Consider the following 16,112-nt stretch of genomic DNA (forward strand, 5'->3'; position numbering starts at 1 on the left):
GGACATGCTTCTGCCTCCCCTTCCCCGGGCGCTGCGGCTTGCCGCCTGCCTCGCGGCGCTGCTCCTGCTGGGCTGCGCCAGCGCCCCGCCCGCGCCGCAGGATTGGCCGGCGCAGCTTGCCCGCTGGCCGCAGCCCGACGTGCTGCTGCTGGGCGAGCAGCACGATGCGTCCGAGCACCAGCGCTGGCAGGAAGACACCGTGCGCCGCCTGGCCGGACAAGGCCGCCTGGCCGCGCTGGTGCTGGAGATGGCGGAGCTGGACACCCGCACCGACGGCCTGCCGCCCGGCGCCGCCGAGTCCAAGGTGCGCGCCGCATTGCACTGGAACGATGCGGCCTGGCCCTGGGCGCAGTACGGCCCGGTGGTGATGGCTGCCGTCGCCGCCGGCGTGCCGGTGCGCGGCGGCAACCTGCCGCGCGCGCGCATGCGCGAGGCCATGCAGGACACGCGCTATGACACGCACCTGCCCCCGCCCGCATGGCAGCGCCAGCGCACGGCCATCGCCGAGGGCCACTGCGGCCTGCTGCCCGAGGACCGGCTGGCGCCCATGGCCCGCATCCAGCTGGCGCGCGACGCCAGCATGGCCCAGGCCCTGCGCGAGGCGCGCCAGCCGGGGCGCACGGTGGTGCTGGTGGCGGGCCTCGGCCACGTGCAGCGCAGCCTGGGCGTGCCGACCTGGCTGCCGCCGGATCTGAAGCAAAAAGTGGCGATAGCGCAGGCGGGTCAAGCGCAAGAAGCTATCAAAATGGAAGCAGATTACATCCATCTCACGCCGGCGCTGCCGCCGCGCGACCACTGCGCCGAGCTGCGCGCGCGCTGGCCCGGCGCGCGCTAGGACGCGCGCAGCAGCGCCGCGAACTCCTGCGGCGGCAGCGGGCGGCTGCACAGGTAGCCCTGGAACGCGTCGCACCCCCGCTCGCGCAGGAAGGCGAGCTGCTCGGCCGTCTCCACCCCTTCGGCCAGCACCGACAGCCCCAGGCTGCGGCCCATGGCGATGATGGCCGCGCTGATGGCCATGTCGTCGGCACTGCGCGGGATGTCGCGGATGAAGCCCTGGTCGATCTTGAGCACGTCGATGGGAAAGCGCTTGAGGTGCGCCAGCGAAGAGTAGCCGGTGCCGAAGTCGTCCACCGCGATGCGCAGGCCCTGCGCGCGCAGGCGCTGCAGCACCTGCCGCGCCTCCTCCGGGCGGGCGGCCAGCGCCGATTCGGTGATCTCCAGCTCCAGCGCCTGCGGCGGGTAGCCGGAGACTTCCAGCGCGGCGGCCACGCTGCCGCTCAGATCCGTCAGGTGGAACTGGTGCTGCGAGATGTTCACCGCCAGCGTCAGCGGCGGCAGCCCCTCGGCGCGCCACTGCCGGCCCTGCAGGCAGACCTGGGCCAGCACCCATTCGCCCAGTGGGCCGATGAGGCCCGAGCTTTCCGCCACGGGGATGAACTGCGCCGGCGAGACGGCCCGGCCGCTGCCGGGCTCGAACCAGCGCACCAGCGCCTCGGCACCGACGATGCGGCCGCTGGCGATGTCCACCTGCGGCTGGTAGTACACCTGCAGCTGCCCCGGCTCGCGCAGCGCCATGCGCAGCCGCGCCTCCATCGCCAGCCGCTCGTGGGCGGCCTGGGTCATGCCCTCATCGAAGAAGCACCACGCGCCGCGCCCCAGCGCCTTGGCACCGTAGACGGCCGCGTGCGCGCCTTGCTGCAGCGTTCTGCGCGGTGCGCATGTGGTCGGGGAACAGGCAGATGCCCACGCTGGCGCTGGCCACCACGGCCAGCCCCTCGGGCGAGCGCCAGGGCCGCGCCACGGCGGCGATGAGTTCGCGCGCGTAGGCGCCCGCGTCCTCGGGCCGCTGCAGCGCGCGCGCCAGCACGGCCAGTTCGTCGCCCGCCATGCGCCCCAGCAGGTCGCCGGGGCGCAGGGCCTCCTGCATCTGCCGCGCGATGTGCTTGAGCACCTCGTCGCCCACGGCATGGCCGTAGCTGCCGTTCACGTCCTTGAAGCGGTCCAGGTTGAGCTGCAGCACGGCCAGGCGCTCGCCGCGGTCGCCGGCCTCGCGCACGGCCTCGGCCAGCAGCTCGCCGAAGTGAGCGCGGTTGGCGATGCCCGTGAGCGGGTCGCAGTGGGCGAGGAACTCCAGCCGCTCGCGCTGCGCCTTCTCCTCGGAGATGTCGCTGAACATGCACACATAGTGCGTGACCTGGCCCACCGCGTCGTGCACGGCCGACAGCGACATGCGCTCGGGGAAGATCTCGCCATTCTTGCGCCGGTTCCAGATCTCGCCGCGCCAGTGGCCGGTGCCGCGCAGGCTTTCCCACAGGGCCTCGTAGAACGCGCGGTCGTGGCGCCCGGACTTGAAGACGCGCGGCGTCTTGCCCAGCAGCTCGGCCTCGGTGTAGCCCATGAGGCGCGTGAACGCCGCGTTGACCGAGAGGATGCGACTGTGCGCATCGGTGACCACCACGCCCTCGATGGTGTTGTCCACCACGGTGGCCGCCAGCCGCTGGCGCTGCTGCGCCTGGCGCTCGGCCGTGAGGTCGGTCAGGATGCCCGAGAAGCGCTCGGGCCGCCCGTCGGCGCCCATGTGGCGCATGCCCCGCGCATGGAACCAGCGGTAGGTGCCGTCGAAGCACTGCAGGCGCGCCGTTTCCTGGAACGGGCGGTCCGCGCAGAGCGCCCGCAGGACCGACTGGCGCACGCGCACCGCGTCCTCGGGGTGCAGGCGCTCCAGCAGGTTGACGCTGGCGCCCAGCCGCTCGCCGTCGTAGCGCAGCATGCGCACCACCCCTTGCGAATACGTGGCCTGGGACTGCGCCATGTCCCAGTCCCACATGCCGCTGCCGCTGCCGTCCAGCGCCAGGCGCAGGCGCGTCTCGCTGCGCTCCAGCGCCGCGCGGGCGGCCTCGGCCTCGGCGATGTCCTGCAGCACGCACACCAGTTGCTCGGGTTCGCCGTCCGCGGCGGGCACGTGGCTCACGGTGCACAGCACGGGCACGGCGGGCCGTCCGTCCGCCGGGCGGCACAGGCGCTTGTCCTGGTAGTGGTCGATCTGGCCGCTGCGCAGTCGCTCCAGCTGGGCCATGGCCCAGCCCATGTCGGAGGGCGGCACCAGCGCGGAGAACACATGCCGGCCCGCCTCCTGCCGCGACATGCCCAGCCAGCCGCACAGGCGCTCGTCCGCCCAGAGCACGCGCCCGTCCAGCGCCACGCGGGCGACGCCCGCGGAGGCATAGCGCCCGATGCGCCCCACGTCGCTCTCCAGCGCCCCGCGCCGGCGGTCGGCGCTGTGCATGCGGCGCAGCAGCCACCAGGTCAGCAGGCCGGTGAACAGCACGTAGGCCCAGCCCTTCCAGGTCTGGTAGCGCGTGAGGCTGCGCGGATCGTCGGCGAAGGCGGCGAGCAGCGCGTCGCCCACGAACACCCAGGCCACGCCCAGGGCCAGGTAGAGGACCATGCCCCAACCGGGCGTGATCCTCGATGCCTTGCCTGTGCTTGTTTCCTCCATCAATACCTCACCCCGGGCTGCGACAATCGCGGCATATGACCCATTCTTACATCCTGACTCTGTCCTGCCCCGACCGGCTCGGGCTGGTGCACGCCGTCACGGGCTTTCTGCTGGAGCATGGCGGCAACATCGAGGAAGCCGCCCAGTACAACGACCACGGCACGGGCCTGTTCTTCATGCGCGTGCAGTTCGCCCTGGCCGGCGCCTCCGGTGCCGACGGCGAGGCCCTCAAGGGCGCCCTGGCCGCCTTCGCCGAGACGCACGCCATGCGCTGCAGCCTGCACGCGGCCAGCGAGGCCATGAAGACCGTGCTGATGGTCAGCCGCGAGGGCCACTGCCTCAACGACCTGCTGTTCCGCTGGAAAAGCGGCCTGCTGCCCATCGACATCCGCGCCATCGTCAGCAACCACCGCGACTTCTACCAGCTCGCGGCCAGCTACAACATTCCGTTCCACCACATCCCCGTCACGGCCGCCACCAAGGCCCAGGCCGAGGCCCGGCAATACGAGATCATCCAAAGCGAGGGGGCGGAACTGGTGGTGCTGGCGCGCTACATGCAGGTGCTGTCGAACGACCTGTGCACCAAGCTGGCCGGCCGCGCGATCAACATCCACCACAGCTTCCTGCCCAGCTTCAAGGGCGCCAAGCCCTACTACCAGGCCCACGACCGCGGCGTGAAGCTGATCGGCGCCACCGCGCACTACGTCACGGCCGACCTCGACGAAGGTCCGATTATCGAACAAGATGTTACAAGGGCGGACCATACCGACACAGTGGAAGACCTCACCGCCCGCGGCCGCGACACCGAAAGCCTGGTGCTGGCCCGCGCCGTGAAATGGCACAGCGAGCACCGCGTGCTGCTCAACGGCCACAAGACCGTCGTCTTCCGCTGAGCGCTCCATGGCCCCGCCCGCACTGGACATGGCTGGACTGCGGCGCATCCCGCCCATCCAGTGCCTGCTGACCTTCGAGGCGCTGGCGCGCCTGCGCAGCGTGACGCAGACGGCCGACGAGCTGTGCGTCACGCCCAGCGCCGTGAGCCACCGCGTCAAGCAGCTCGAGCAGATCCTGGGCACGCGCCTGTTCGGGCGCGCGGACTTCTCCCTCACCACCGACGGCAGCGCCTACCTGGCCCATGTGCGCGAGGGCCTCACCGCGCTGCAGCGCTTCCCCGGCGCGGCCGGCGCGCCGGGCAAGCGGCGGCTGAAGATCGCCGTCACCCCCACGTTCGCGCGCGCCATCCTCATCCCGCGGCTGCGCCAGTTCACCGAAGCCTACCCCGAGATCGACCTGGCCCTGCAGGTCTCCATCCCGCTGCTGGACGTGGTGGCCGAGGACGCCGACCTCGTGGTGCGCTTCGGCCCCGGCCACTACGCCGACATGGAGCACGTGGAGATCGCGCGCGACGTGGTCACGCCCCTGGCTTCGCCCGGCTTCGTGCGCGAGCACGGCCCCTTCGAGCGCCCGGAGGACCTGCAGGACGTGCCCCTGCTGCGCAGCCCGCTGGAGCCCTGGCGCAGCTGGTTCGACGCCTGCGGCCTGGACTGGCCCGCGCCCGCCGAGGGCTCGCAGTTCAACGACATCGGCCTGATGTGCGACGCGGCCGCCGCCGGCATGGGCGTGGCGCTGGTGCGCCTCAAGCTCGGCGCGCCCTGGCTGGACCAGGGCACGCTGGTGCGCCTGTTCGACGTGGAGGCGCCCAGCCCGCATGCGCACTACCTGTGCTGGCGCACCGGCACCATGGACCGCTGGGAGTGCGCCGCGTTCGCCGAGTGGCTGCGCCGCTCCATGGCTTGAGGATACAAGCCAAATCGGCATCCAGCGCTTATCTGGAAAGCGCAAGCAGCTATCAATAGTGAAGCATTCGCATAACCTGCTTCACGGCCGCCTGCAAGAAAACTCAAAGCCCCCGCGCCCGCCATCGCCTAAAGTGGCGTGATGTCCAGCCCCACACCCACCGAGCGCGCCCAGCGCCAGTCCGAAGTCGTGCAGGCCCTCTCGGCCTGCGTGCCGCAGCACGCGCTGCTCTGGCAGAGCGAGGACACCACGCCCTACGAGTGCGACGGCCTCACCGCCTACCGCCAGCGCCCGCTGGTCGTCTGCCTGCCGGAGACCGAGGAGCAGGTACAGGCCGTGCTCAAGGCCTGCCACCGCCTGCAGGTGCCCGTGGTCGCGCGCGGCGCGGGCACGGGCCTGTCGGGCGGGGCCATGCCGCATGCGATGGGCGTGACGCTGTCGCTGGCCAAATTCAATCGCATCCTCTCGGTCGACCCCGTGAGCCGCACCGCGCGCGTGCAGTGCGGCGTGCGCAACCTCGCCATCAGCGAGGCGGCCGCGCCCCACGGCCTCTACTACGCGCCCGACCCCAGCAGCCAGATCGCCTGCACCATCGGCGGCAACGTGGCCGAGAACTCCGGCGGCGTGCACTGCCTGAAATACGGCCTGACGGTGCACAACGTGCTGCGCGTGCGCGGCTTCACCATGGAGGGCGAGCCCGTCACCTTCGGCAGCGAGGCGCTGGACGCGCCCGGCTACGACCTGCTGGCCGCCGTGATCGGCAGCGAGGGCATGCTGGCCGTGGCGCTGGAGGTCACGGTCAAGCTGGTGCCCAAGCCGCAGCTCGCGCGCTGCATCATGGCCAGCTTCGACGACGTGCGCAAAGCCGGCGACGCGGTGGCCGCCGTGATCGCCGCCGGCATCATCCCCGCCGGGCTGGAGATGATGGACAAGCCCATGACCGCCGCCGTCGAGGACTTCGTCAAGGCCGGCTACGACCTGACGGCCGAGGCCATCCTGCTGTGCGAATCCGACGGCACGCCCGAGGAGGTGGAGGAGGAAATCGCCCGCATGAGCGAGGTGCTGCGCGGCGCGGGCGCCACCGCCATCAGCGTGAGCGAGAGCGAGGAGGAGCGCATGCGCTTCTGGAGCGGGCGCAAGAACGCCTTCCCCGCCAGCGGCCGCATCAGTCCCGACTACATGTGCATGGACTCCACCATCCCGCGCAAGCGCCTGGCGGACATCCTGCTGGCCATCCAGGAGATGGAGAAGAAATACCGCCTGCGCTGCTGCAACGTCTTCCACGCGGGCGACGGCAACCTGCACCCGCTGATCCTGTTCGATGCCAACGACCCCGACGAACTGCACCGCTGCGAACTCTTCGGCGCCGACATCCTGGAGACCAGCGTGCGGATGGGCGGCACGGTGACGGGCGAGCACGGCGTGGGCGTGGAGAAGCTCAACAGCATGTGCACCCAGTTCACCACCGAAGAGAACGCGCAGATGATCGCCCTGAAGCACGCGTTCGACCCGGCCGGGCTGCTCAACCCCGGCAAGGTGATTCCCACGCTCAACCGCTGCGCCGAATACGGAAAGATGCTGGTGCGCGGCGGGCAGATCAGCCACCCGGACCTGCCACGCTTCTAAAGCCCAATCGGCCTCCAGCGCTTATCCCGCAAGCGCTGGCAGCTATTCAATTCATAGTGCGCAGCGCGTTCCACAGCGCGCCCGCGTGCGACACCGAGAACAGCACCAGCCCGATCAGCCCGCCCACCAGCGTGCCGTTGATGCGGATGTACTGCAGGTCGCGGCCGATGTGCAGCTCCACCAGGCGCGAGAGCTCGCGCGCGTCCCAGCGACGCACCGTGTCGCTGATGTGTGTGGCCACCGACTGCGCCACGTCGGGCGCCAGCGTGGCCACCCACAGCTCCAGCTGCACGTTCAGGCGGATGCGCAGCGCCGCATCGCCCGCGAGCGACATGCCCAGCCACTGGCCCAGTTCCGCCACGCGGCGCGCGACCACGGAGTCGGGGTTGTCCAGGTCGGCGCGCAGCTTGCCGCGCAGGTCCGCCCAGAGGCCGCTCACGTAGCGGCCCAGCACTTCGTCGTTCTGCAGGTAGTCGCGCAGCTCCTCGCCGCGCCGCGTCCATTCGGGGTCGTCCTGCAGGCGGGCCGCCAGGCGCTGCAGCGCGCCATCCAGCGCCTCGCGCAGCTCGTGCTGCGGGTCCTCGGCCACGGCCTTGAGCAGCGTATCCACCGCATGGGTGATGGCCGCCGCGCCCTTGCCCGAGAGCCAGTCGGTGGGCAGCACCTTCTGCTTGAGCGGATGCTCGCGCCGGATCCACTGCACCAGCGTGTCGGCGACGAAGGCGCGCGCCTGCGGCGTGCGCACCATGCTGCCCACGCGCGCCAGCACGTCGTCCAGCAGCGCCTGGTGGCGCCCTTCGTGGGTGAGCGCCGAGAGCGCTGCGGACATGGAGCGCGACAGGTCCAGCCGCGCCACCAGCGCGCGCGCCGACTGCGCGAGGAAAGCCTGGATCTTGGCGTCCTCCGCCGTCTCCAGCGCCATCAGTCCCAGGCGCGCCACCTGACGTCCCAGCAGGCCGGCGTTGGCCGGCGCGCTGAGCCACTGCGCCAGCATGCCGGCCGGGTTGTGGCGGCGGATCATGGAGACGAGCGCGGGCGCATCCAGGAACTCGTCGCGCACGAAGGCCGCGAGGTTGCCGCCGATGCGGTCCTTGTTGCGCGCGATGATGTCCGTGTGCCGCTGCACCAGCGGCAGCGGCACGCGCCGGAACAGCGCCGACACGGCGAACCAGTCGGCCAGCGCGCCGATCATCGCGGCCTCGGCCACGGCCTTGATGGCGTCGGACCACAGGCTGCGCGGCGCAATGGTGCTGGCGATGAAGAGGGCGGCGAACAGCAGCAGCAGGCCCAGGGCCAGCCGCCGGGCCCGGGCCAGGTCCGCCTGGCGGGCGAGGGTGGCGCTCTCGGTCGAGCCAAGGGAAGGGATCATTGGCAAGGCGGGTACTTCGGAGGCCCCACGCTACCACGCCCCAAGGCGGCGCCGCGTCGGAAGAAAGCCCGTGTTCAGCCCGGCGGCTTCGCGTCGCCGGCGGGCCGGGGCGCGTCGCGCAGCTCGCGCAGGCGCCGCACGTTGGCCTGCATGGCGTCGAGTTGGGCGCGCGTCAACGGCGGCACCTGCGGCAGGGCTGCGGGCCGCTGGGTGTCCGCGATCGCACACGGCGGAGGAAGGGGTGGATTCTTGGGCTGGGAAGGAAGGCTCATGAGAACTCCTGCAACTGCCAGCAACGAGGGCCGGCCATGCTGCCTCTCTTTGTTGTAACCGAAGCGCAATCATTTTACGTAACTATCCCATTGAATAACGCCTGCACGTGGCGGCCTTCTTAGTGTGACTGCATGCAGGATGCAAAGACACAGTTTGCGCAGAGGTTACGTGCGGCGATGGTGGCAGCAGGCTACGAGCCCAAGCCTGCCGTGCTGGAGCGCGAGTTCAACACCCGCCACTGGGGCAAGCCCATGACCCTGCACGGCGTACGCCGCTGGCTCCTGGGAGAGACCCTGCCCGACCATCGCAAGCTCACGACGCTGGCCGACTGGCTGGGCGTGCCCGTGCAGGCGCTGGTCTACGGCAGCACGGACAAGCATGCCGTGCGCGAACGCCAGCCCCAATGGCACACGGGCGTGGGCTACCAGGACCGGGAGCTGTTCGACATCTACCTGCGCCTGCCCGTGCCCAAGCGCCGCCTGGCGCGCGACGTGATCCTGGCCATTGCCCGAGCGCACGAGGCCGAGCAGGCCGAAGCCACCGCACGCGAAGCCCGCTGAACGGCGGGCGCCGGGTTTGGCATTGCAGTGGGCTTCAAGGCTAATCTGCCCGCCGTCAGCCACACAACGCCACACCATGGACGCGAACGGACTACAGACGGTATTGGGGGCCAACGGCCAGATCGCCACGGAACTGGCGCGCGCGCTGCGGCGCCGTCACACGGACCGCCTGCGGCTCGTCAGCCGCAATCCCCGCCCGGTGAACGGCGACGACCACCTGGTATCCGCCAACCTGCTGGATGCGCGGCAGACCCTGGAGGCGGTGCAAGGCAGCAGCATCGTCTACTTCACGGCCGGCCTGCCGCCGGACACCGCGCTGTGGGAGGCGCAGTTCCCCACGATGCTGAAGAACGCCCTGGACGCCTGCCGCGCGGCGGGCGCCCGCTTCGCCTACTTCGACAACACCTACATGTACCCGCAGGACAGCCGGCTGCAGACGGAGGCGACGCCCTTCGCGCCCGTGGGACGCAAGGGCAAGGTGCGCGCGGCGATGGCCACCATGGTGCTCGAGGAGATGGCGCGCGGGGAGATTCCCGTGCTCATCGGCCGGGCCCCCGAGTTCTACGGCCCCGGCAAGACGCAGAGCTTCACCAATGCGCTGGTCATCGAGAAGCTCCAGGCCGGCGAGAAGCCCCGCGTGCCCGTGCGCGACGACACGCGGCGCACGCTCATCTGGACGCCCGACGCGAGCCGCGCGCTGGCGGCCCTGGGCAATGCGCCCGATGCGTTCGGGCAGACCTGGCACCTGCCCTGCTGCGACGACCGGCCAACGTACCGCGAGTTCGTCGCCATGGCCTGCGAGGTGTTCGGCCGGGAGGCGTCCTATGCGGTCATCGGCAAGTGGACCCTGGCCGCCGCCGGGCTGTTCTCGAAGCAGGTGCGCGAGATCCGGGAACTGCTGCCCCGCTACGGGCAGGACAACCTCTTCGACTCCGTGAAGTTCAAGCGCCGGTTTCCCGGCTTCGAGGTGACCACCTACCGGCAGGGGCTGGACCTGATCCGGCAGGAGGGCGCGGCCCCATGAGCGTCAGCCGCGCGGCGCCACCTTGTCGAGCGCGGCGGCGAGCTGGCCCACGGTACGGTCCACGTTGTGCCACTTCTCCAAGCCGAAGAGGCCGATGCGGAAGGTCTGGAAGTCCGGCCCTTCGTCGCACTGCAGCGGCACGCCCGAGGCGGTCTGCAGGCCCACCTCCAGGAACTTCTTGCCGCTCTGGATGCCGGGGTCGGTGGTGTAGCTCACAACCACGCCCGGCGCCTTCCAGCCCTCGGCCGCCACGCTGGGAAAGCCGCGCGACTCGAGCAGCGCGCGCACCTGGGCGCCCAGGGCGATCTGCTCCTCGCGCACCTTGGCGAAGCCGTAGGCGCGCGTCTCCAGCATCACGTCGCGCAGGCGCACCAGCGCGTCGGTGGGCATGGTGGTGTGGTAGGCGTGCTGGCCCTTCTCGTAGCCCTCAGCGATCTGCATCCACTTCTTGAGGTCGCACGAGAAGCTGGAGCTCTGCGTGCCGTCGATGGCCTGGCGCGCGCGCTGGCTGAGCATCACCATGGCGCAGCAGGGCGAGCTGCTCCAGCCCTTCTGCGGCGCGGAGATCAGCACGTCCACGCCGGTCTTCTCCATGTCCACCCACATGGCGCCCGAGGCCACGCAGTCGAGCACGAAGAGCGCGCCCACCTCGTGCGCGGCGGCGCTTACGGTGCGGATGTAGTCGTCGGTCAGCAGGATGCCGCTGGCCGTCTCCACGTGCGGCGCGAAGACCACCTTCGGCGCCTCGGCGCGGATGGCTGCGGCCACTTCGCCCGCCGGGCACGGCGCCCAGGGTGCCTGCGGGCCGTCGCCCTGCCTGCGCGCCTTGCACACCACGGCGCCGCCGCCCAGGCCCGCATCGGCGTCGAAGATCTGGCTCCAGCGGTAGCTGAACCAGCCGTTGCGCACGATGAGCACCTTCTGCCGGTTGGCGAACTGGCGCGCCACGGCCTCCATGCCGAAGGTGCCGCTGCCGGGCACGAGCACGGCCGTGTGCGCGTGGTAGACCTCCTTGAGCGTGGCCAGGATGTCCTGCATCACGCCCGTGAAGCGCTTGGACATGTGGTTGAGCGCACGGTCGGTGTAGACCACCGAGAATTCGAGCAGGCCATCGGGGTCGACATCGGGCAAGAGTCCGGGCATGGGGCAGGTTCTCCGTCGGAAATCGGGCCAGCTTAGCACGCCGGTTTACCCAACTTTACGCAAGCGCCACAAGCGGCCCCGGGCGGCCTTGGCACACTCGCGGCCATGCCGATCTCCCGCAAGCTCTTCACCCCCTGGCGCATCGTCCTCGCCCTGATCGTGCTCGCGGCCCTGGCCGTGGGCGCCAAGCTGCTGTTCTTCAGCGCCCCGCCCGCCCCGCGCTTCGTGACCGCCACCGCCACGCGCGGCGACCTGGAGGATTCGGTGCTGGCCACGGGCACCGTGCAGGCCTTCAAGCAGGTGAGCGTGGGCGCGCAGGTGTCGGGCCAGGTCAAGACCCTGTTCGTGGAGCTGGGCCAGCGCGTGAAGAAGGGCGAGCCCGTGGCCGAGATCGACTCGACCACGCAGCAGAACACCGTGCGCAACGCCGAGGCCGCGCTGGAGAACGTGCGCGCCCAGCTCGCCGCGCAGCAGGCCTCGCTGATCGAGGCCGAGCTGGCCTACAAGCGCCAGAAGCACCTGTTCGACAACGAGGCGGGCTCGCGCGCCGACTTCGAGGCCGCCGAGGCCAAGCTGGCCACCACGCGCGCCAACATCGCCGCGCTGCGCGCCCAGATCAAGCAGGCCGAGATCACGGCCGACACGGCCAAGGTGAACCTGGGCTACACGAAGATCGTCTCGCCCATCGACGGCATCGTCGTGGCACTGGTGGTGCAGCAGGGCCAGACGGTGAACGCGAACCAGACCACCCCCACCATCATCAAGGTGGCGCAGCTCGACACGGTGACGGTGAAGACCCAGATCTCCGAGGCCGACGTGGTGAAGGTGCAGCCCGGCCTGCCCGTGTACTTCACGATCCTGGGCCAGCCCGACGAGCGCTACCACGCCAAGCTGCGCACCATCGAGCCCGCGACCGACGCCATCCTCACCGAGAGCACGGGCGCATCGTCCTCCAGCACGAGCACCAGCACCACCACGGCCATCTACTACAACGGCCTGTTCGACGTGCCCAACCCGGACAACAAGCTGCGCATCTCGATGACGGCGCAGGTGACCATCGTGCGCGCGCAGGCCAAGGACGCGATCGTCATCCCCTCGTCGGCGCTCGGCCGCCGCGGCAAGGACGGCCGCTACGCCGTGCGCGTGCTGGGCGAGGACGGCCAGCCCCAGCAGCGCCAGATCCGCGTGGGCATCAACAACAACGTGAGCGCCGAGGTGACCGAGGGCCTGGCCGAGGGCGACAAGGTCGTGCTGGGCGAAGCCGCCGCCGGCGGAGCGCCGCAGCAGGGCAACATGCGTCGCCCGCCGATGCGCCTGTGAGGCCGCCGCGATGAAGCAGGAATTCCCCTCCTCCACCGTGGGCGGCGCTGCAGGCGGCACGGGCCCCGCGCTGCTCGAGCTGCGCGGTCTGCGCCGCGAATTCCCGGCCGGCGAAGGCACCATCGCCGTGCTCAAGGACATCGACCTGGACATCCGCGCGGGCGAGATGGTGGCCATCGTCGGGCAGTCGGGCTCGGGCAAGTCCACGCTCATGAACATCCTGGGCTGCCTGGACCAGCCCACCGCCGGCAGCTACCGCGTGGGCGGGCGCGAGACGCACTCGCTGGATGCCGACGAGCTGGCCGCGCTGCGCCGGGGCCACTTCGGCTTCATCTTCCAGCGCTACCACCTGCTGGGCGACCTGACGGCGCGCGGCAACGTGGAGGTGCCGGCCGTGTACGCCGGCGTGCCCGGCCCGCAGCGCCACGAGCGCGCCGCAGCCCTGCTGGCGCGGCTGGGCCTGCAGGACCGCATGGGCCACCGTCCCGGCCAGCTCTCGGGCGGGCAGCAGCAGCGCGTGTCCATCGCGCGGGCGCTCATAAACGGCGGCAGCGTGATCCTGGCCGACGAGCCCACGGGCGCACTCGACACCGCGAGCGGCGAGGAGGTGATGAAGATCCTCCAGGAGCTGCACGCCGAAGGCCACACCATCATCATCGTGACGCACGACATGGCCGTGGCCGAGCATGCCGAGCGGATCATCGAGATCCGCGACGGCTGCATCATCGGCGACCACCCCACGGCGCGCGCCGCCGCGCGCACCCCAACCGGCCCCGCGGCCGGCGCCCGCCCCGCCGCGCCCGCGCCGCGCGACGGGCTAGGGGCGCTGCGCGACCGCTTCATCGAAGCCTTCCAGATGGCGCTGCTGGCCATGAACGCGCACCGCCTGCGCACCTTCCTGACCATGCTGGGCATCATCATCGGCATCGCCTCGGTGGTGGCCGTGGTGGCGCTGGGCGAGGGCTCGCGCCAGCAGGTGCTCAAGAACATCAGCGCCATCGGCACCAACACCATCGAGATCTTCTCGGGCTCGGGCTTCGGCGACCGGCGCGCGGCCGCCGTGCGCACCCTGGTGCCCGCCGATGCCGACGCGCTCGCGCGCCAGGGCTACGTGGACAGCGTCACGCCCACGCTGTCCAGCAGCGTGACGGCCCGCTACCGCAACGTCGAGGCCTCGGCCACGGTGATGGGCGCGGGCGAGCAGTACTTCCGCGTCAAGGGCGTGAAGATCGCCCAGGGCAACGCCTTCGACGCCGATAACGTCGCGCGCCGCGACCAGGTGGCCGTGATCGACGACAACACGCGCAAGACGCTGTTCCCCAACACGCCCAACCCCGTGGGCGAGGTCGTGCTGCTGGGCAGCGTGCCGGTGCGCGTGATCGGCGTGGCGGCCAAGAGCGACTCGGCCTTCGGCAACAGCGAGGCGCTCAACGTCTTCGTGCCCTACACCACGGCCATGAGCCGCGTCGTCAACCAGAACTACCTGCGCAGCATCACGGTGCGCGTGCGCGACGACGCGCCCACCGAGGCCGCCGAGCAGGGCATCAACCAGCTGCTGGAGCGACGCCACGGGCGCAAGGACTTCTACGTGCTCAACACCGACAGCATCCGCCAGACGATCGAGGCCACCACGCGCACCATGACGCTGCTGATCTCCTCCATCGCCGTGATCTCGCTGGTGGTGGGCGGCATCGGCGTGATGAACATCATGCTGGTCAGCGTGACCGAGCGCACGCGCGAGATCGGCGTGCGCATGGCCGTGGGGGCGCGCCAGAGCGACATCCAGCAGCAGTTCCTGATCGAGGCCGTGCTGGTGTGCCTGATCGGCGGCGTGCTCGGCATCCTGGCCGCGCTCGCGTTCGGCGCGGTGTTCGCGCGCGCCAGCAGCGAGTTCCAGATGGCGTACTCGACCAGCTCCATGGCCGCGGCCTTCGCGTGCGCCTCGCTGATCGGCGTGGTCTTCGGCTTCCTGCCGGCGCGCAGCGCCGCACGGCTCGACCCGGTCCAGGCACTGGCGCGTGAGTAGCTCTCTTTTCAATAGCTTCTCGCGCTTTCCAGATAAGCGCTAGAGGCCGATTTGGCTTGTATCTTTCGCACGGAAACCCAGGGCTTCCCATGACACAGACCGCACTCCTTCGCCCCGCCATGCTGGCGCTGGCCCTGGCGCTCGCCGGCTGCTCCACGCTGCGCACGCCCTACGAGGCGCCCGCCGTGGCGGTGCCCGCCCAATGGCCGAACGCCCCGCAGGCACAGGCCGGCGCACGCGATGCGCAGGCCGCCACCGGCCACTGGTGGAAGGCCTTCAACGACCCGGTGCTCGACAGCCTGGTCGAAGCCGCGCTGACGCGCAACAACAACCTGGCCGCGGCCACCATCCAGGTGCGGCGCGCGCAGCTGCAGGCCCGGCTCACGGAGCACCGCCCCAGCGTCAACGCGAACCTCAGCACGAGCGCGGGGCGGCCGCTGGACGGCGGCGGCACCACGCGCTCGAACAGCGCCTCGCTGGGCGTGAGCTACGAGCTGGACCTGTGGAACCGCCTGGGCGCATCGCTCGACGCCGCGCGCTGGGAAGCCCAGGCCACGGCAGAGGACCGCGAGGCCACGGCCCAGGCCCTGGCGGGCACCACGGCCACGCTGTACTGGCAGCTCGCCTACTACAACCAGCGCCTGGCGGCGGCCACCGAGAGCATCGGCTATGCCGAGCGCACGCTCGCGCTGGTGCAGACGCAATACGACGCGGGCGCGGTCTCGTCGCTGGAGCTGGCCGAGTCGCGCCAGAGCCTGGCGAGCCAGCGCGCCGCCCTGGCCAATTTGCAGCAGCAGTACGTGGAAACCTCGAACGCGCTCATGCTGTTGTTCGACGGCTCGGCCACCGGACCCGCCGCCCCGGGATGGAGCGCGCCGCAAACCCTGCCCGCCGCGCCGCTGCCCGACGTGGCCGCCGGCCTGCCGGCCGAGCTGCTGGCGCGCCGCCCCGACCTGCGCGCGGCCGAGCTGCGGCTGCGCGGCACGCTGGCCAGCGGCGACGCGACGCGCCTGTCGTACTACCCCCAGCTCTCGCTCACCGGAGCGCTCGGCGGCGCCAGCAGCGCGCTCGGCAGCGTGCTGGCCAACCCCGTGGCCACGCTGGGCGCGGGGCTGGTGCTGCCGTTCCTCAACCAGACGGAGATGCGCATCAGCACCGCCATCGCGCAGGCCGACTACGAGCGCGCGGTGGTCACCTTCCGCCAGACGCTCTACCAGGCCCTGACCGACGTGGACAACGCGCTGTCGGCCCGCCGGCAGTACGCCGAGCAGGCAGCGCAGCTCGAACAGTCGCTGGCCGACGCGCGCAGGGCCGAGCGCCTCTACGAGGTGCGCTACCGCGCGGGCGCCGTGGCGCTCAAGCCCTGGCTCGACGCCCAGGAAAAGCGCCGCTCCGCCGAGACGGCACTGGCCGAGAACCGGCTGAACCGCCTGGTGAACCACGCCACGCTGTACCAGGCCCTGGGCGGCGCCTGA

General features: G+C 71.0%; 12 protein-coding genes and 1 pseudogene. 9 read left to right on the forward strand and 4 right to left on the reverse strand.

All coding sequences use genetic code 11. The features are described 5' to 3' along the window. Window positions 1-4 precede the first annotated feature (4 nt). Entirely contained in the window at window positions 5-835 is an 831-nt protein-coding gene (locus tag AAG689_RS19455) for a ChaN family lipoprotein (protein ID WP_406623391.1), read from the forward strand. Here the strand turns inward: AAG689_RS19455 and AAG689_RS19460 are convergent. Continuing rightward, a pseudogene (locus tag AAG689_RS19460) lies at window positions 832-3,499 on the reverse strand (EAL domain-containing protein). The gene AAG689_RS19455 and the pseudogene AAG689_RS19460 sit on opposite strands and share 4 nt — an antisense overlap. Before the next feature lie 35 nt (window positions 3,500-3,534). Here AAG689_RS19460 and purU point away from each other — a divergent pair. The 3 genes from purU (at window position 3,535) to AAG689_RS19475 (ending at window position 6,922) form a co-directional block, all read left to right on the forward strand. Further along, a complete protein-coding gene (gene purU, locus AAG689_RS19465) occupies window positions 3,535-4,392 on the forward strand; it encodes a formyltetrahydrofolate deformylase (RefSeq protein ID WP_020228908.1) in 858 nt (285 codons plus the stop codon). 7 nt (window positions 4,393-4,399) lie between these two features. Then, window positions 4,400-5,296, forward strand: a complete 897-nt coding sequence (locus AAG689_RS19470) for a LysR substrate-binding domain-containing protein (protein ID WP_406623392.1) — start codon at window positions 4,400-4,402, stop codon at window positions 5,294-5,296. Window positions 5,297-5,437: 141 nt separating this feature from the next. After that, complete coding sequence (locus tag AAG689_RS19475) at window positions 5,438-6,922, forward strand: FAD-linked oxidase C-terminal domain-containing protein (protein ID WP_406623393.1); 1,485 nt, start codon at window positions 5,438-5,440, stop codon at window positions 6,920-6,922. A 46-nt stretch (window positions 6,923-6,968) separates the two neighbouring features. Here AAG689_RS19475 and AAG689_RS19480 read toward each other — a convergent pair whose 3' ends face one another. Further along, window positions 6,969-8,291 carry a DUF445 domain-containing protein gene (locus AAG689_RS19480; RefSeq protein WP_406623394.1) on the reverse strand — a complete coding sequence of 441 codons (1,323 nt, stop codon included), beginning with the start codon at window positions 8,289-8,291 and terminating at the stop codon, window positions 6,969-6,971. A 74-nt stretch (window positions 8,292-8,365) separates the two neighbouring features. Further along, window positions 8,366-8,563 carry a hypothetical protein gene (locus tag AAG689_RS19485; RefSeq protein ID WP_406623395.1) on the reverse strand — a complete coding sequence of 66 codons (198 nt, stop codon included), beginning with the start codon at window positions 8,561-8,563 and terminating at the stop codon, window positions 8,366-8,368. Between the two features lie 132 nt (window positions 8,564-8,695). Here AAG689_RS19485 and AAG689_RS19490 point away from each other — a divergent pair, with 132 nt between their 5' ends. Together AAG689_RS19490 and AAG689_RS19495 are read left to right on the forward strand one after the other, a co-directional pair. Continuing rightward, window positions 8,696-9,124, forward strand: a complete 429-nt coding sequence (locus tag AAG689_RS19490; RefSeq protein WP_406623396.1) for an XRE family transcriptional regulator — start codon at window positions 8,696-8,698, stop codon at window positions 9,122-9,124. 76 nt (window positions 9,125-9,200) lie between these two features. After that, window positions 9,201-10,148, forward strand: a complete 948-nt coding sequence (locus tag AAG689_RS19495; RefSeq protein WP_406623397.1) for an NAD-dependent epimerase/dehydratase family protein — start codon at window positions 9,201-9,203, stop codon at window positions 10,146-10,148. Window positions 10,149-10,151: 3 nt separating this feature from the next. Here the strand turns inward: AAG689_RS19495 and AAG689_RS19500 are convergent, their stop codons facing one another. Continuing rightward, window positions 10,152-11,291 (reverse strand): aminotransferase class V-fold PLP-dependent enzyme, encoded by a 1,140-nt coding sequence (locus tag AAG689_RS19500; RefSeq protein WP_406623398.1) that lies wholly within the window; start codon window positions 11,289-11,291, stop codon window positions 10,152-10,154. A gap of 105 nt (window positions 11,292-11,396) precedes the next feature. Here AAG689_RS19500 and AAG689_RS19505 point away from each other — a divergent pair, with 105 nt between their 5' ends. The 3 genes from AAG689_RS19505 (at window position 11,397) to AAG689_RS19515 (ending at window position 16,112) form a co-directional block, all read left to right on the forward strand. Further along, entirely contained in the window at window positions 11,397-12,611 is a 1,215-nt protein-coding gene (locus AAG689_RS19505; protein WP_406623399.1) for an efflux RND transporter periplasmic adaptor subunit, read from the forward strand. 10 nt (window positions 12,612-12,621) lie between these two features. Further along, window positions 12,622-14,637, forward strand: a complete 2,016-nt coding sequence (locus AAG689_RS19510) for a MacB family efflux pump subunit (protein WP_020228899.1) — start codon at window positions 12,622-12,624, stop codon at window positions 14,635-14,637. An 89-nt stretch (window positions 14,638-14,726) separates the two neighbouring features. Further along, window positions 14,727-16,112, forward strand: a complete 1,386-nt coding sequence (locus AAG689_RS19515) for an efflux transporter outer membrane subunit (protein WP_406623400.1) — start codon at window positions 14,727-14,729, stop codon at window positions 16,110-16,112.

This window comes from Acidovorax sp. SDU_ACID1 (genome assembly GCF_045291395.1).
GTDB lineage: Bacteria > Pseudomonadota > Gammaproteobacteria > Burkholderiales > Burkholderiaceae_C > MR-S7.

Coding starts and splice junctions, on each gene's coding strand:
- AAG689_RS19455 (WP_406623391.1), top strand. CDS start 5: ATGCTTCTGCCTCCCCTTCCCCGGGCGCTGCGGCTTGCCGCCTGCCTC.
- purU (WP_020228908.1), top strand. CDS start 3,535: ATGACCCATTCTTACATCCTGACTCTGTCCTGCCCCGACCGGCTCGGG.
- AAG689_RS19470 (WP_406623392.1), top strand. CDS start 4,400: ATGGCCCCGCCCGCACTGGACATGGCTGGACTGCGGCGCATCCCGCCC.
- AAG689_RS19475 (WP_406623393.1), top strand. CDS start 5,438: ATGTCCAGCCCCACACCCACCGAGCGCGCCCAGCGCCAGTCCGAAGTC.
- AAG689_RS19480 (WP_406623394.1), bottom strand. CDS start 8,291: ATGATCCCTTCCCTTGGCTCGACCGAGAGCGCCACCCTCGCCCGCCAG.
- AAG689_RS19485 (WP_406623395.1), bottom strand. CDS start 8,563: ATGAGCCTTCCTTCCCAGCCCAAGAATCCACCCCTTCCTCCGCCGTGT.
- AAG689_RS19490 (WP_406623396.1), top strand. CDS start 8,696: ATGCAGGATGCAAAGACACAGTTTGCGCAGAGGTTACGTGCGGCGATG.
- AAG689_RS19495 (WP_406623397.1), top strand. CDS start 9,201: ATGGACGCGAACGGACTACAGACGGTATTGGGGGCCAACGGCCAGATC.
- AAG689_RS19500 (WP_406623398.1), bottom strand. CDS start 11,291: ATGCCCGGACTCTTGCCCGATGTCGACCCCGATGGCCTGCTCGAATTC.
- AAG689_RS19505 (WP_406623399.1), top strand. CDS start 11,397: ATGCCGATCTCCCGCAAGCTCTTCACCCCCTGGCGCATCGTCCTCGCC.
- AAG689_RS19510 (WP_020228899.1), top strand. CDS start 12,622: ATGAAGCAGGAATTCCCCTCCTCCACCGTGGGCGGCGCTGCAGGCGGC.
- AAG689_RS19515 (WP_406623400.1), top strand. CDS start 14,727: ATGACACAGACCGCACTCCTTCGCCCCGCCATGCTGGCGCTGGCCCTG.